General features: G+C 46.9%; 17 protein-coding genes and 1 pseudogene. 4 read left to right on the forward strand and 14 right to left on the reverse strand.

Features of this window, described 5'->3' with window-relative positions; translation table 11 throughout:
• Positions 1-180 precede the first annotated feature (180 nt).
• The 9 genes and pseudogenes from ACLFWI_RS02840 to rpsU all read right to left on the reverse strand — a co-directional run bounded on the left by ACLFWI_RS02840 (position 181) and on the right by rpsU (position 5,908).
• A complete protein-coding gene (locus tag ACLFWI_RS02840; RefSeq protein ID WP_446411652.1) occupies positions 181-576 on the reverse strand; it encodes a cyanobactin biosynthesis PatC/TenC/TruC family protein in 396 nt (131 codons plus the stop codon).
• A pseudogene (locus tag ACLFWI_RS02845) lies at positions 488-748 on the reverse strand (peptidase S8); the annotation flags it as partial. The gene ACLFWI_RS02840 and the pseudogene ACLFWI_RS02845, both read right to left, overlap by 89 nt.
• A complete protein-coding gene (locus ACLFWI_RS02850; RefSeq protein WP_446411653.1) occupies positions 715-1,944 on the reverse strand; it encodes an aspartate aminotransferase in 1,230 nt (409 codons plus the stop codon). The pseudogene ACLFWI_RS02845 and the gene ACLFWI_RS02850, both read right to left, overlap by 34 nt.
• A 234-nt stretch (positions 1,945-2,178) precedes the next feature.
• Positions 2,179-2,958: a hypothetical protein gene (locus tag ACLFWI_RS02855; RefSeq protein WP_446411654.1), complete on the reverse strand. Its 780-nt coding sequence runs from the start codon at positions 2,956-2,958 to the stop codon at positions 2,179-2,181.
• A 125-nt stretch (positions 2,959-3,083) separates the two neighbouring features.
• The gene (locus tag ACLFWI_RS02860; RefSeq protein WP_446411655.1) at positions 3,084-4,241 is read right to left on the reverse strand and encodes an iron-containing alcohol dehydrogenase; all 1,158 of its coding nucleotides are present in this window, start codon (positions 4,239-4,241) and stop codon (positions 3,084-3,086) included.
• A 93-nt stretch (positions 4,242-4,334) separates the two neighbouring features.
• Entirely contained in the window at positions 4,335-4,853 is a 519-nt protein-coding gene (locus tag ACLFWI_RS02865; RefSeq protein WP_446411656.1) for a DUF2518 family protein, read from the reverse strand.
• Between the two features lie 71 nt (positions 4,854-4,924).
• Positions 4,925-5,071, reverse strand: coding sequence for a hypothetical protein (locus ACLFWI_RS02870; RefSeq protein WP_446411657.1), 147 nt, complete (start codon positions 5,069-5,071; stop codon positions 4,925-4,927).
• Positions 5,072-5,174: 103 nt separating this feature from the next.
• Positions 5,175-5,681 carry a hypothetical protein gene (locus ACLFWI_RS02875; RefSeq protein ID WP_446408782.1) on the reverse strand — a complete coding sequence of 169 codons (507 nt, stop codon included), beginning with the start codon at positions 5,679-5,681 and terminating at the stop codon, positions 5,175-5,177.
• A 23-nt stretch (positions 5,682-5,704) separates the two neighbouring features.
• Complete coding sequence (gene rpsU / locus ACLFWI_RS02880) at positions 5,705-5,908, reverse strand: 30S ribosomal protein S21 (protein WP_006099092.1); 204 nt, start codon at positions 5,906-5,908, stop codon at positions 5,705-5,707.
• A 715-nt stretch (positions 5,909-6,623) separates the two neighbouring features.
• On the opposite strand from rpsU, the gene ACLFWI_RS02885 reads away from it, so the two are divergent.
• Positions 6,624-6,971 (forward strand): hypothetical protein, encoded by a 348-nt coding sequence (locus tag ACLFWI_RS02885; protein ID WP_446411658.1) that lies wholly within the window; start codon positions 6,624-6,626, stop codon positions 6,969-6,971.
• A gap of 75 nt (positions 6,972-7,046) precedes the next feature.
• Here the strand turns inward: ACLFWI_RS02885 and ACLFWI_RS02890 are convergent, their stop codons facing one another.
• From ACLFWI_RS02890 to ACLFWI_RS02900, 3 genes are all read right to left on the reverse strand, one after another.
• Positions 7,047-7,358, reverse strand: coding sequence for an RNA recognition motif domain-containing protein (locus ACLFWI_RS02890; RefSeq protein ID WP_446337248.1), 312 nt, complete (start codon positions 7,356-7,358; stop codon positions 7,047-7,049).
• Between the two features lie 153 nt (positions 7,359-7,511).
• Positions 7,512-8,819 carry a mannosyltransferase family protein gene (locus ACLFWI_RS02895; protein ID WP_446411659.1) on the reverse strand — a complete coding sequence of 436 codons (1,308 nt, stop codon included), beginning with the start codon at positions 8,817-8,819 and terminating at the stop codon, positions 7,512-7,514.
• Between the two features lie 173 nt (positions 8,820-8,992).
• Positions 8,993-11,101 (reverse strand): S8 family serine peptidase, encoded by a 2,109-nt coding sequence (locus ACLFWI_RS02900; protein ID WP_446411660.1) that lies wholly within the window; start codon positions 11,099-11,101, stop codon positions 8,993-8,995.
• 287 nt (positions 11,102-11,388) lie between these two features.
• Here ACLFWI_RS02900 and ACLFWI_RS02905 point away from each other — a divergent pair, with 287 nt between their 5' ends.
• The 3 genes from ACLFWI_RS02905 to grxD are packed head-to-tail and all read left to right on the forward strand — an operon-like array spanning position 11,389 to position 12,687.
• A complete protein-coding gene (locus tag ACLFWI_RS02905) occupies positions 11,389-12,012 on the forward strand; it encodes a hypothetical protein (protein WP_446411661.1) in 624 nt (207 codons plus the stop codon).
• A 37-nt stretch (positions 12,013-12,049) separates the two neighbouring features.
• Positions 12,050-12,310 carry a BolA family protein gene (locus ACLFWI_RS02910; RefSeq protein WP_044205138.1) on the forward strand — a complete coding sequence of 87 codons (261 nt, stop codon included), beginning with the start codon at positions 12,050-12,052 and terminating at the stop codon, positions 12,308-12,310.
• 53 nt (positions 12,311-12,363) lie between these two features.
• Positions 12,364-12,687 (forward strand): Grx4 family monothiol glutaredoxin, encoded by a 324-nt coding sequence (gene grxD / locus ACLFWI_RS02915; protein WP_446361864.1) that lies wholly within the window; start codon positions 12,364-12,366, stop codon positions 12,685-12,687.
• A 151-nt stretch (positions 12,688-12,838) separates the two neighbouring features.
• Here grxD and ACLFWI_RS02920 read toward each other — a convergent pair whose 3' ends face one another.
• Both ACLFWI_RS02920 and ACLFWI_RS02925 read right to left on the reverse strand, forming a co-directional pair.
• Positions 12,839-13,090, reverse strand: coding sequence for a DUF6761 family protein (locus ACLFWI_RS02920; RefSeq protein WP_446341458.1), 252 nt, complete (start codon positions 13,088-13,090; stop codon positions 12,839-12,841).
• Positions 13,091-13,316: 226 nt separating this feature from the next.
• Entirely contained in the window at positions 13,317-14,018 is a 702-nt protein-coding gene (locus ACLFWI_RS02925; RefSeq protein WP_446411662.1) for a response regulator transcription factor, read from the reverse strand.
• Positions 14,019-14,220 lie beyond the last annotated feature (202 nt).

Below are 14,220 nucleotides of genomic sequence, written 5' to 3' on the forward strand. Positions count from 1 at the left end.
ATCATTACATGACTTAAGTAGGTGGGGACAATTAAAGTGAACGGTGAGGATGTCATTGGTCATTGGTAATTTGTCCTTTGTCAGGGTTTAAGTGCATAATAGCCATCGGCACGTCTAACCAACCTTACTCGCTTGATTTGGTCAAGAGAGTAGAAGGAAAGGTCAATTGTAGGGGCGGGTTTAGCCGTTTAATTTTGGTATTGACCGATAAGCTCTCAACAAAACCCGCCCTTTGTCAAAAGAGGGGATATTTGGTATCGTAAATGTTACCGTTTTTCCGGAAGATATCCCGTAGGGTGGGCATTGCCCACCAGCCTCATCTGAGCGTGCCATTCGGTTAAGCCCAGATACGCCCCCGACGGAAGGACTTGGATTTGCTCCCAGATTTTTTTTTGCCTCCTCCCTAGCGTAGCCCCACCAATAGGAGTAGTCTTGTAGCCCAGTCATCGACGTCGGCACGTAAGACTTTTGGGGTTCAGGCGTAGGCGTCTCGTTGGCTGGAGGGGCTTCTGGCGCAGAGTTCCTGGAGGGCGCGGTAGGCATCAACCGCAAAGAGACCCGTGGGCGCGATCGCATAAACTGGAGTCAGTTCAATATTGAGCGTCCAAATCAGCGATCGCGCTTCCGACATATTATTCCCCAAGTAGTCCACCATCTGGCGGGCATCATAAGGGTTTGCCGGTACCATCGTCCCCTGAAAGTCAAAAGGCGGCATCAGTTGCTTAAACGAGTCCCGACGGGCTTCTGTGCTACAGGTTCGGGTTGATAGCGAATCCCAGCTTGTGTCAGACGCCGTAACACCTCAGCCAAGCGATCGCACTCAGCAATCAAACTCACCCGCACGTACCCTTCACCGCCGACACCAAAGGCATTTCCTGGCGTCACCACCACACCCGTTTGCTGTAGAATATCCAAGGCGAAATCCGTTGAATTTTGACCCGGTGGACAAGGAACCCACAAATACATCGTCGCCTTGGACTTAGGAATCTGCCACCCCAATTCCCCTAACCCTTGAATCAAAAAATCTCGGCGGCGACAGTACCGTTCTTGCACCTGATGCACATAACTATCCGGTAAATCCAATGCTGTTTCTGCGGCGGTTTGTAATACGGCAAAAATCCCATAATCTAAATTTGTTTTTAACGTCCGCAATCCTTGAATAATATGGCGATTTCCGACCACAAATCCAACCCGCCAACCTGCCATATTATAAGTTTTTGATAAAGTATGAAATTCCACGCCAATCTCATTCGCGCCCGGAATTTCTAATAAACTCGTGGGTTTATAGCCATCAAATGCTAGTTCGGCGTAACATAAATCATGCACCAACAGAATTGAGTAACGACGGGCAAAAGCCACAATTTCCTCAAAAAACTCACGGGGTGCCGTCGCCGTTGTTGGATTACTCGGATAGTTAAAATAGAGAATCTTTGCTCGTTCGGCAATCTCGTCAGGAATAGCGGCTAAATCAATTAACCAATCCTTTTCCGGCTTGAGGATCATACTGTGAATTTCTGCCCCAGCAATCAGGGGACCTCGGAAATGAGCCGGATATGCTGGACTCGGCACTAAGACCAAATCTCCTGGATTGACATAAGCTAGAGCAAGGTGCGTCAATCCTTCCTTAGAACCCAACAGGGGTAGGGCTTCACTATCGGGATCGAGAGTAACTTGATAACGGCGGTGATACCAACTGGTAATCGCTCGGCGAAAATTCGCTGTGCCTTCAAAGGGAGGATAGCCGTGGTTAATCGGATTATTCAGGGCGGTGATAGCGGCTTCAATCACGGGTGCAGGTGCTGAACCGTCAGGATTCCCCATGCCTAAATCAATTAAATCCAACCCTTGCTCACGAGCACGGGCTTTGAGTTCATCCAAACGAGCAAACACATAAGGGGGTAAGGCACTCAGGCGCTTTGCTGGGGTAATCCAATCTAAGTTCATTCAAAAATGCAGCGTTCCTAAACTAAAAAATTATATCGGTATTCCAGAAAAATCGCTGAAGTCGGTGGGAAAAATTAAAGTGGACCCCTGGGGAGCATCATTTGTTATTTGTCATACTCGCTTTCGGAAAAGAAGCAAGCTACGTCATTTGTCCAAAAATTCTCGCCTTGGCTCAGGGCGGGTTTTGTTGATAGATTAGCCCTAAGTATCCAAATTAAACGGCTAAACCCGCCCCTACAATTGACCCTTCCCGTCCCTCAAGGGTATGCTTTTTACGTCCAAATTATCAACACTCATTCTGGCTGGTGTCTTCCCCGGTACATAGTTAGCCAAGATGTATTCAACCTGATTCCGTTTATCTGGAGGAATAGGAAAGCTGATAAATTTGGGCAAGAATGAAACCTTTGATTTCAATCGCATCGTTAACGTATTGGGTTTTGATTTTTGCCAAGCATAGGAAATAATTTTATGCCAATTCAGGAGCTGATATTGATAGCAAAAAGCATTTTCCCGAAGTTGTAGTCGGCTCACTCCCCAGGAGATTAACAAAATTGCCAACGTCCACAAAAAGATGGCGACGCTTAATCCGTAAACTTCATCGGTATTTAAGTGGTAATTTTCTTGTGAAACTTGCCGAATCAAGGAGAATGTAAAATAACTAGCACCCAGGACTTCAAGTAAACCTAAACCGAAGGACAACTTATTGCTTAAGGTTTGTCCTAAATCTAATACCAGACAACCTGCCTTTTTTTTCCGCCAGCGCCAACTTAGTAGATAGATAGCAATAAAGACAGCAAAGAGAATACTGAGGCTTAAAAGAGTATAGGACGTTCTTGAAAAAGGAATCAGAGAAGAACTTGCCCCAGGGATTACCACGCCAATCAAAAAGAAGGGAATGATCGGGCGCAATTTTGGCAATCGCACATCCTGAGCAAGTCTCTGGCACGCGATCGCATAATTCCCACCCACTAAAATAAGCAGAACAATTGCAGCAATGATCCAATAGTCAGCCATGTTTCTCATACAATACGTCTTGGCTTTATAGCTGTCAGAGCATCGACAGACCTAGCCCTATACTGTTTCACAATGTACGTTGTGCCACCCTGAACTGATCACTTCTGGAAAAACTTAATATATTTTTAATCTTGTGTATTTTTTATCGCTGTGGATAAAACTGGACTGCAATTTTTTTCCACCAATGTTGTTGTAGAAACCATCGCCGCCATGAGCTGTTCAGGTGTCACATCAAACGGTAATCTGTGGATATCCGACTGCGGCTGACAGGCAATATCTGCCCCCTGGCGCAACTGTGACAACGTGATATTACCTAACCCCAACTCATCAAGGGTTTGGGGTAAACCAATTTCGCGATAAAACTTCAATAACTGTTGTCGTGCAGATGCGGCAAGTTGATTCCCTTGCACCATTTCTTCTAAGCGCAATTGCACCAGAATCCCATAAGCGACTTTTTCCCCATGTAAGGCGCTGTGAGAACCAGGAAGATGGGTTAAACCATTATGCACCGCATGAGCCGCCACAGTACGACACTGCGCCCCACCTAAACCACCAATCACACCCGCTAACAAGACTGAAGCATCAACTACCTCTCGCCAAACCTCGCTCCCTGGCATTTTTAGGGCATCTGCTGACTTTTGAAACAGGATATCCCGTAACACCCTCGCCTGTTGCACCGCCGCAATAATTAAGGTTTGAGCAGAATCCCCACTACTGACAGATGCCTCATACCATTTCGCTAAGGCGTCTCCAATTCCGGCGACTAAGGCACGTTGGGGGGCAGTTTCAATCAAACTATAATCCAGGATCAGCAAATCTGGACAACGATTCAGACTTACATCGTACAGGAAAGCCCCTTCATTTGAGTAAATATTAGAAAGTGCTGTCCAAGCGGCACAGGTAGCAGCAGAGGTGGGAATTGTCACAACTCGAAGGTGACAGTGATGGGCTAAGAGTTTAGCGGTGTCTAAGGCTTTGCCACCTCCTACACCAATAATTAAGTCAGATTGATGGCAGGTTGCTGCTTCTTTGAGGGATGCGAGGGAGACTTCACTGCAATCCGGACGATAAGATGCCGTAGCACAGTTTAACACCGGCTGTTTCAAGATCGGCTGTAGCTGGGGTGATAACGTCGCCAAGGTATGATTACCGCCAACAATCAGCGGACGATGACCCAAAGACGCGATCGCCTCTCCAGATTGCGCTAATGCTTGGACACCGCGCAACACCTGCGCTGGGGCAACTGTGAGCGACAGCAATGAGGGAGGAGCAGGGTTAGTCATAGTTTAGCAGAGGATTCAGCTAATTGAATTTTTATCTTACCTCATCTCTCCTATCTCCCCTACCCACTCAGTTTCAAGACTTCCCGTGAAAAGTCAGGTGGAGGTATCAGGTAATTGAGCCAAGCGTTCGGTATAGATATCGATAGTCATCTGTTCATCATCACGTTCAGCCAGCGATCGCTGGATTTTGCCTAAAACTAGGGGTTTAGATACACCGGGTTCTGGGTGGATCACTGTACGGGCGCGAATCGTCAGTTGATTATTTGCTCCACCCAAACGCCCATAAGAAAACAAGTCGCTGGCGGCTTGGCGCAGACTAGCTTCTAGTTGAGATTCGTTGATTGTTGTGGGTAAAGCGATGACGGCTTGGTTGCCTCCGTTGTCGTAGACTAAGGTAAAAGGGACTGCACCAGGAACCACTGTACGGCTAAACGGAACGATACTCAGCGCAAATAAGCCCCCCGTCAGCACCCCCATAAAGCCCGTAATTCCCACCAGCCGAAATCGGATGCCCCATTTAAAGATAAAACCTAAGAGGCTAAGAACTCCGCAAACTAGGGTAAGAATCCCTATCCATTGGGTATAGGTGAGAAAGTCAGTCGTTGTTGGCATAAAAGATAACGTGTGATAAACGCCAATGTCTACATTGTTGCAGGTAACTTTTTTATCCTATCAGCGTTGCTTCATCCATGAATCGGAAACAATACCGTCCGTCCCCATAGATATTCAACGGTGCCAATTTCTTCGAGTTGCGCTTGAGTGGGACTATCCCATCCAAACAAGCGATCGCGTATTGCCCTTGCTTCAGCGGATAGATGCTCCTTGTCCAACTTATCCTCTCCTGCATCACTTTATTTTTAGCTTATTTTTATCCACGAATTAAAACCCAAATCCCTACTTGAACTGTTCCCTTTTGCCCGTTTTCCGTTCCCTTTAATGATCTACTCTAATTTCCTGCCGAGCTTTCTGAGTCCAAGCCTCATTAACTAGCAAATTGCTAGTAGACATTTTAAAATCAAATGGATGAGGAGGTTCAGGGACATCCAGAACACCACCTTGACGATGAAATTTAATTAACCTAACGATCCAACTACAAAAGTCTAAAATTTCCTCAGGTAATAGGGTTAGGTCAAAGTGCCAGCTTTGATTAATTCCCCGACAATCTCGTCCCCACAGCCTCGATTGAATAATACCTGCTCCTTTATTAATAGACACACGCAAAATAAAGGGTCGTTCCGGGAGTAATTCATCAGGGGCTGTGTGAACATAAATACACAAATAATTCATGCGTTGCCGATCATCGATCCAAGATGCCATTGGCAGATTCCCCGTTGATGAATTGCGGGTTGTAATCTTCACTGGCACGTTCATCTTTGCGGCAAATCGATCGTAGAACTCTTGCCTTAGCTGAGAAACCGTGCGTATCGCTTCTGGAGTCATGATTACTGCATAAGAGTGAACAATTAAAACCGTTTTTTGCGATAGCGAGAAAGCCGCCGCAGTTGTTTATGCCGAGCAATGGCTTTACGTTTACGTTTTTGAATCGGCGTTTCAAAGTGGCGATGTTTCTTCATATCGGGAAAAATTCCCGCCTTGGAGACAGCTTGTTTAAATCGGCGGAGGGCTGACTCGATCCCTTCATGTTCACCGACAGTCACCTGTGCCATTTTATTTCCTCCTTAGCTTGAGTGAACTGCTCAAAATATCTAGCAGAAATGTCTAATCAACTAAACTCCTACTCCAATCTTCAATATGAACGTAGAATTCAATGTGAACGTAGAAGAGGAACGCAAGACAAAACCGATTGCTGCTATTGAGCCAAAGAAAATTGGAAGATCCCTACTGCCTTAGACTGGTTAACGACGGGAAGATATATTGTATTCGCCTTTCATCGGTGCAGTTGCTTTCCTTGTGCTTTTAGCTTGTACGCTTATGGGTTGGCTTGCGCCTAAACTTAAACTCGAATTATTCCGGTGAAAGTTAGCCTTGAAGTTGTTAAGCTGTTTGGCATTTAAACCTTAATATCAATAATGGCACAATCCTTGCCGTAGTGCGTTTAGCGAAGCCATGCCGCAGGCTTTGCATCTTGCTCGCTACATCGAGCATCTTGCTCGCTACTAATACCCAATTTAAATGCATTACAGCTTATCGAGCGCTACTTTCCCAATATCATGCTTCTTAACCCGCTCTTTACCTGTTTAGTTTAACTGTTCAGCTAAACCGCCAGGAGCCTCGCGCCGTACTACCATCTCGGCGTCGAGAGGAATGGCGGGAGAATTTGTGGGGCATTTGCCCCCGAATTCTCCAAGTTATGCTTGTTGCTCACAGATTCCCTACCCAACAGGAATGTTTAATCAAAACCGCAGGGCGTAGAGACGTAGCATGCTACGTCTCTACCGGGTTGCCAACCCTGTACTTCACGGTGCCTATATATTTCCGATCAACGTAGTATTCCTTGCTTTTGTCGGAACACTGAGGCTAATCACGAAGGACTTAGATTTCTCTCAAGCCCAGGTTGTACCGCTGGTATCGGTCAGCGTTGGGTTCGTGACTTTCCGCCGATTGGAACTACCTCTCAACTGGTCAATTCCAACACATTCCCAGGTATGTACAGACGCGCCGTGGCGAGTCTCTACTTCTCGATCAAGGCTGCTAGCAAAACCTCGCCCGGTCAACACAGACTTTTCTAAGCCCTCGCTACAACCCTTAGACTTAGCGACGGGTTGTTGACTCGATAGTCCAGCGTCTAGGAGACATTGAGAAACACCACCATGAATTAGCTGATTGCACCCGCATTATTCTGGTTTAGTAACGTCGAGAGAATCCATCCCGGTTGCCGCCGCCGCGACGACCACCGCCTCCTTGACCCCGAGGTTCACGAGGTTTAGCTTTATTCACTTTCAAATCCCGACCCATCCATTCAGCGCCGTCTAGAGCATCAATAGCGGCAGATTCTTCAGCTTCTGATTCCATTTCCACAAAACCGAAGCCGCGCATCCGACCTGTTTCCCGATCTGTTGGTAACTGAACCCGCTTTACTGTCCCGTATTCAGCAAAAATACTGGTGATGTCTTCTTCCGTAGCATCATAGGACAGGTTACCAATGTAAATTGACATAGAGTATCTCCAAAACCAATGAATGTAGAGACTTATGATTCGGAGACATGCCTGTCCGTAAATCAAAACAAACGATACAGCCGAATATAAACCTCGCTGATTATAATAACATCATTTATACAGGACTCGGCTGACATTCTTCTCATCTAAAACCTAAGCCACCCAAAGGTGCTGGGAAAATCGAACGGCGAAGCTGAGCAATACTAGAGTGAAAAATAGGACTGTAGCCCATCCCCATCGGGGATAACAAGCCAGCAGCAGACCTAAGGCGATCGCAATGGATACAATACCATAAGCATGGCGTTCAGCCGAAATGGTGCGACCTGGGCTTAAAATCACGGCTAAGCTGCACAAGCCATAGGTGACGGCAACAGGTCTGAGCTTTGTTCGCTGTTGCACTAGCAAATAGCCACCCCCCCAAACCATAATCATATTAATTAGCGGATCTCCGGCTAAAAGCCACAGGAGAATTCCCAGAAGGTAAAAGCCATACCCTTTATCCACACACAGTCGTTTCCGACGAACTCCGAAAGGGGGTTGTAGAGCGCACCAATCTGTAACGGCGCTACTGGGCGATTTCTCCCCAGGACTACGCGATCGCCATAATAAATAACCTAATCCACAAATCGTAACAAAAATCAAGGGATGCCACGGATCATGAAGCCAACCCCGATTCCAGTTGGCTGTCCCGGCTGAAATTTGCACCAACATCTTCAACCAGCCCTGTCCGTAAAACGCTTGTTCAGGTTGCCATGCCTGTTGCACTCTTAAAAAGGCTAGCATGTCCCCAAAACGAATCCCGCAGTAGAGGCTATAGAGTCCCACTCCCCCGGCGGTGGCTAAACTAGGAAAATACGCGATCGCAGGTCGTTTCTCTCGCCAAGCCACCAGCAAAAACGCTGGGGATAGGGCAATTCCGGGTAATCGTGTGGCACTGGCTAAAGCCCCCCACAAGGCTGACCAACCGTAGTGTTTCCGGTCAAAGGATCGCAAAGCGGCTGTACTCAACAACAAAAATAACCCCTCCGTATAAATTACCGTGCCAAATAGAGAAAAAGGACACCAAGCTAAAACCGCTGTTGTCCAGCGGGCAACCTTCTGTCCATGAGTCTCTTGCACCCAAGCATAGAGAACAATGAGCGCCCCCCAAAATGCCAGATTATTGACAACAGTCCCCGCTACGTTAAAGGGCAATCCCCCAATCATTAACGCCCGAACCAATAAGGGAAACAAGGGAAAGAATGCCACATTATGTCCCTGACCATCATTAACATAGTCATACCCTGAGATCGTTATCGCCTGATAAAAGTGACTATCCCACGCCAAAAAGACATCCCAACTGACTGTAGCTTGAATCCCGCCAGGTGGCGCAGGCAATAAGGGCGCAATCACCAACATAGCGATCGCGATAACCATTCGGCTGAGTAGCCACATTACCGTAGCAAAAATAACCCCATTCACGTAGATGCCTACTATTCCCTGAAGCTCAATATATCGATTCAGTTATTGCATCTTATGTCATAAACTGCTGGAAATGCGGTAGTGCAAGCTACATCATCTTTCCTTGGATAACTGATTACTGATTAATAAATGACAAAGGACGAATGACAAATGACGAATGACAAATGACAAATTCAAATTCCAATAACTAATTCCCAGCTTTTAAGTCTCCCTGTATCCGTCGGCACAGAATCGATGACCCTCAACTGCCAATGACCAAAACTATCCTGATTCAGCAACGACTTGAGCGCAGGGGTATTGTCTACTGAATAGGTATATTGGAGTTGAGTATTGACACCCAATGTACGACTTTGTAACAGTACAGTCTGATCCTTGGGTGATGTCAACTCCACTTCTAAATCTCCCAAAAAGTCATGTTCAATGTCCACCGTCACCTGAATATCTTGCACTAAGGCAGATTCAGTAATTTGAAGCGTGCTAGTCACACCACGGGAATTATGATCAGGAATAGCTAGGTTGTGATCATTGCGTCGTTTTAAGACTTGGGCAACTTTAGCCGTTTGAACTCGTTGCTTTTGGGCAGCTTGTACCGCTTTAAAAGCATTAATCTTACCATAACCAAACCATTGGGAATACCCATTCGTATCATAAGTTCCCAATCGCATACCGAGCTGGGAATCCGGATCACGGTCTACAATTTTGTCGGCTGTATCTTGCAGGATGCGTTTGACTTGTGCCGCGGTGAGATCAGGATTCGCTGAGAGAACCAGCGCCGCAACACCCGCGACAACGGGACAGGCGCTCGATGTGCCACCAAAACTCCCCACAAAGTCCCCAACTTCATACCCAGCCACGCCGAGTAAGTCGGTGGTAAAAACACCATTCCCCGGCGTGGGGGCATTCACTTGGGGCGCCGTGCTAATAAAACCTGTTTTTTCAAACCACATTCCTGGCGGCGCATTGTTGCTAGGGGCGCAAACGGCGACATTTGTCCCCCAGTTACTGTATGCCGCTTTTTTGCTCAGGCTGGTGCAAGCCGAAACCGCAATCACATCTGGATGTACGGCGAAACCACTGAGCCAGTTGGTTGGTCCACGCAGTAACTCATTTGTCCAACCGCGCTCAAAGATCGTGCCATGGATGGGGCGATTGGCATTTCCGGCGGCAAAGACGATCACACAGCCTTTCCCGCCGCGTCCCTCAGTCGCCGCACGGGTTAGGGCAGCCCGTTGCCGTAGGGAGAGGGGGAAGTAAACTGTTGCCGCACCCCAGCTACAAGAAACGACGCTGGCGTCATTTTCAATTGCCCAGTCAAATAATTCTTCAATACTCGTGTCATCCAGATACCCACTGGTGCGAATGGGCATCAGCGCACATCCGGGTGCGACACCGACAATACCCTGACCATTTTCTTCAGCCACCGCAATCCCCGCACAAGCGGTGCCATGACTTTCACCAGAACCACTGGGTAGAGGAATAAAGTCTTTGTCTTTAAAGTCTTTGGGCGCGACAATTTTTCCGGTGCCTTGAAAATCGGGGTGGTTGACATCAATGGCATCATCGGCTACTGCCACGACAATGGAGCGATTTCCCCGGGTAATATCCCAGGCTTTTTCTACGTCAATATGAGAACTTGGGGCTAAATTTGAACCACCACTGTGATTTAGATACCACTGTTGAGGGTATAAGGGGTCTTGGGGATGGTAGCTCGGCTGTTTGGGAACAATGATCTGGGGTTCTGCGGTTAAGACTTCGGGGCGTGTGATCAGTCGATTGGCTATTTTTAGCGGATTCTCTGGGGAATTCGGGGTGAGTTGAAAGATAAAGGTGTTGGGAATACCAATCAGCGATCGCACTGATTTTAAGCCAAATTCTGTCTCAATGGCGGAGATTTTGGCTTCATCGGTGTCTGGGTGAAATTGAATCGTTAGTTGATCGCCCAGGTAAATGAAGGTCGCCGGATTGTCCTTAAGCTGGTATACATGACTAGCAAAGGCAACATCTTCGCGATCGCGTGCCACTTGCATTGTCTCATCCCGGTGTTCAGCGTCAACCGTAAATTCCACAAGCTGAGTGCGGGGAATTTGGCGCGGGTGGTGGATACTCAGGGCTTGTTCGAGCTGCTCGACGGGGATTTCCGGGGAGCAAAGGGTGAAGCGATCGCGCACCTTGAGTAATCCCAGTTCTTCACCGCCCCGTTGCAAGAGCAAGCCCATGCTTTCTTCGGGAATCGGCGTGGTTTGAGGAGAATCGTCTGGCAGAGAATCAGGATGCGAGATCATGGTTTAGAATAGATTACTCGTCAATCGTACAAGATCATTAATTATGACTATTTTTCTTTATCCTATTACTCCGGATTTCTAAGAAACCTTCCGGGTATTGTTTCAGTCTAGCTGGTTTAGACAGCACAACTGCCTTGGAATCGGGTCATCGCTGATGGTTAGTGATGGACGAATAATTCCCTGCCCCCAAGTCTAGCGATTGTGATCTGACTCCCCTTGCCGCATCTGGCGATGGTAAGATACCCGAAGGTTTCTGTGTTTGTTAAAATACTATCCCTATTTTTTACATGATCTCTTCTGAAACGATTCATAGCCTTGGTTTTATCTGCCTTGTTGCCTTTCCCTTCACTACGAGTGTGGTACTCTTACCACCCGCCCACGCTCAAACTCAAGTGGCTGCGCTTCCAGAAGAGGTCAGCCAAATGCAGCTTGAGCCAGATGATTCTGAGCTACGCCCCTTAACTCAGGACGATAGCCTGCTGAGTTTACAGGGGGGACAGCGATTAATGGTAGAGGCAAATCAAGCCATTGAAGCCCAAGACTATACGTTAGCCGCTCAAAAACTTCAGCAGGCACGTCAAGTTTTCAACCAATTGTCTAATTTCTATCAGCAGTTGGCTGAAAGTTTTTCGGGAATTGATAACCGGATTTTCAATGAGCATCGGCAAAACGCGCTGCAAACGGCAGAAATGCGGGATGAAGCCACCTATCAATTGGCGTTGGTACATCGCGCCAAAGATCAACCGGAATTAGCAGTTCCCTTATTGATTCAGATCATTCGTTCTCAGAATCCCACCCGTGATTTGGGCAAAAAAGCTTACCAGCAGCTTTTTGAATTGGGATTCGTCGGTTCTCCCTTCCCCCCCTCTGGCAATAGCGAACCGACTTCATCCGCGACTCCAGAACGTTAAATTAGTATGTAGAAATTTAAATAACAATGGAGTGGGTATGATTAGTCCAGAGCAAGTTGAGACAATGATCAAAGCAGAACTTCCTGATGCTCAGGTACAGGTACAAGACTTGACTGGCGGTGGTGATCATCTGCAAGCGATTGTTGTGTCCTCCCAGTTTGAAGGCAAAAGCTTGGTAAAACAGCACCAGCTTGTTTATGGCGCTCTCCAGCAGGCAATGGCAAGCGAAGCCATTCACGCCCTAGCGCTGAAAACCTATACCCCGGCATCTTGGCAAGCTACCCGTCAGGCTGTATAAACTCTCGCTACACTAGACCCATACAAAACTACACAAAACATTTCAGCAAAGCTATGACGCCAGCAGTTAAAGAACGGATTGACCAGCTCATCAACCAGGACAAAATCGTGGTGTTTATGAAAGGCACCAAACTGATGCCCCAATGTGGTTTTTCCAACAATGTCGTCCAAATCCTGAATACCTTGGGTGTTTCCTACGCAACCGTGAATATTCTTGATGATCCGGAAGTGCGTCAAGGTATTAAGGAATATTCCAATTGGCCCACAATTCCCCAAGTTTACGTGAATGGTGAGTTCATTGGTGGTTCAGATGTGATGATCGAGCTTTATCAGAACGGCGAATTACAGCAGATGGTGGAAGTTGCATTGGCATCTTGACATCTTCGCCGTTATAAGCTATAAGGCGCAAAATTAACCAAAAAGCCTGCTTAAGCAGGCTTTTTCATTCTAGGCTTTTTTAACCTAAGAACAATGTAGAGACGTGCCATGGCGCGTCTGGGAGCTACCGGAGATTGGCAAGGATTGTGGCTTAATAGTAATCAGTTTCGGGTTCTGGTAAGGGTACGGCTTCAAAGTTGGAGGGATCGCGTAGATAACGAACAGCATCTTCCTCCAAGCGATGAATCAAATAAACTTCTATAGCGTTACTATGTCGAAGAGCATCAAGATAGCCATCAATGTATAAACGCAGTTCGTCAAAGCGATATCCCCGGTTCCACATAAAAACTAGAGCATCTGTAAGTTGCTGATAGTAGCGTATGGTTCGAGTGTCTTGAAGCATAGTCTAAAGCAGTGTGAATTCGGTATTTTAGCGTTAGAGTTGCTAATTGTCAAGTTTTTCAAATTGATCCCTAGCAACTCCAGCTAGCCCTTACTACTATTGTGCCTTAGATCAGTTGGCAATGTGGTCAACTGATTGACAGAAATGAACGACTTCGCCCATACTGCGTGATGATTTCGATCATGAATCAGCCGACGAAATCACATATCACAACACAGCGATTTAGTCAATCCACTAAATGATTTTCTAGGGCAAAACGCACAATTTCGGCACGGTTGCTGGTTTCTGTTTTTCTCAGGAGACTGCTGACGTATTTTTCAATCGTCCGAGGACTCAGGTGTAGCTTGTTGCCAATTTCGCTATTGGATAATCCTGTGGTCAGTAACTCTAAAACCTGTTGTTCTCGCTGAGTTAGACGCAGTACATTGGATGGGGAGGTGGGGGAGGCGATCGCACGAGGAGTTGATTCGGATTTTGGCAGAGTATCCGGAGTCTCTGGCGATGGGGGTGATTGTCCTGTATCTCTCGAAGAGAATCGCAATTCAGCTTGCATCATCTGAGACCGTTCCAGCAGATTCCGAATTACAGCACTCAATTCCTTCATTTCAAAGGGTTTAGGCAAATACAAGTCACATCCTAACTGGTAGCCCTTAATCCGCTCCTCAGTACTACTGCGCTCCGTTAAAAAAACCACAGGTAACAAGCGGAAAGCTGGTCGTTTCCGAACTTGTTGCACAAGTTCATAGCCATTCAATTTCGGCATATTGATATCGGTGACGATTAGGTGAGGATGATACTTGTCAATCAGAGACAGAGCCTCTTGACCATCTTCTGCCGTTATAACTGAATAGCCTGACATTTCCAGGTAATCGCTCACGGAAAGACGAGTACCTAGGTTGTCATCTACAACCAGGATTATCAATGGCATGAGAGTAACTGCAATACAAGCCTATATAATAGTTGAGACATTTAGAGACTTTCTAGAGCATCGGTGCAATAACCACAGTTAGCGGACTCTCACAAGTAATAAGTCTGTCCTAACCTTTACGGCGACAACTCTAATGTGTCGCGTTTGTCAACAAGTCATGAACTTGTGGGAATGACAGGCTCTCCTTGCGTCCGCTTGTAAA

Origin of the sequence: Coleofasciculus sp. (assembly GCF_046539235.1) — a bacterium.
Taxonomy (GTDB): Bacteria; Cyanobacteriota; Cyanobacteriia; order Cyanobacteriales; family Coleofasciculaceae; genus Coleofasciculus.

Bases quoted from the DNA above. Each gene is read 5' to 3' on its own strand.
- ACLFWI_RS02910 (WP_044205138.1), top strand. From the start codon at position 12,050: ATGATTAGTCCAGAGCAAGTTGAGACAATGATCAAAGCAGAACTTCCT.
- rpsU (WP_006099092.1), bottom strand. From the start codon at position 5,908: ATGGCACAGGTGACTGTCGGTGAACATGAAGGGATCGAGTCAGCCCTC.
- ACLFWI_RS02885 (WP_446411658.1), top strand. From the start codon at position 6,624: ATGCTACGTCTCTACCGGGTTGCCAACCCTGTACTTCACGGTGCCTAT.
- ACLFWI_RS02855 (WP_446411654.1), bottom strand. From the start codon at position 2,958: ATGGCTGACTATTGGATCATTGCTGCAATTGTTCTGCTTATTTTAGTG.
- ACLFWI_RS02875 (WP_446408782.1), bottom strand. From the start codon at position 5,681: ATGACTCCAGAAGCGATACGCACGGTTTCTCAGCTAAGGCAAGAGTTC.
- ACLFWI_RS02865 (WP_446411656.1), bottom strand. From the start codon at position 4,853: ATGCCAACAACGACTGACTTTCTCACCTATACCCAATGGATAGGGATT.
- ACLFWI_RS02860 (WP_446411655.1), bottom strand. From the start codon at position 4,241: ATGACTAACCCTGCTCCTCCCTCATTGCTGTCGCTCACAGTTGCCCCA.
- ACLFWI_RS02900 (WP_446411660.1), bottom strand. From the start codon at position 11,101: ATGATCTCGCATCCTGATTCTCTGCCAGACGATTCTCCTCAAACCACG.
- ACLFWI_RS02890 (WP_446337248.1), bottom strand. From the start codon at position 7,358: ATGTCAATTTACATTGGTAACCTGTCCTATGATGCTACGGAAGAAGAC.
- ACLFWI_RS02850 (WP_446411653.1), bottom strand. From the start codon at position 1,944: ATGAACTTAGATTGGATTACCCCAGCAAAGCGCCTGAGTGCCTTACCC.
- ACLFWI_RS02920 (WP_446341458.1), bottom strand. From the start codon at position 13,090: ATGCTTCAAGACACTCGAACCATACGCTACTATCAGCAACTTACAGAT.
- ACLFWI_RS02925 (WP_446411662.1), bottom strand. From the start codon at position 14,018: ATGCCATTGATAATCCTGGTTGTAGATGACAACCTAGGTACTCGTCTT.
- grxD (WP_446361864.1), top strand. From the start codon at position 12,364: ATGACGCCAGCAGTTAAAGAACGGATTGACCAGCTCATCAACCAGGAC.
- ACLFWI_RS02840 (WP_446411652.1), bottom strand. From the start codon at position 576: ATGCGATCGCGCCCACGGGTCTCTTTGCGGTTGATGCCTACCGCGCCC.
- ACLFWI_RS02905 (WP_446411661.1), top strand. From the start codon at position 11,389: ATGATCTCTTCTGAAACGATTCATAGCCTTGGTTTTATCTGCCTTGTT.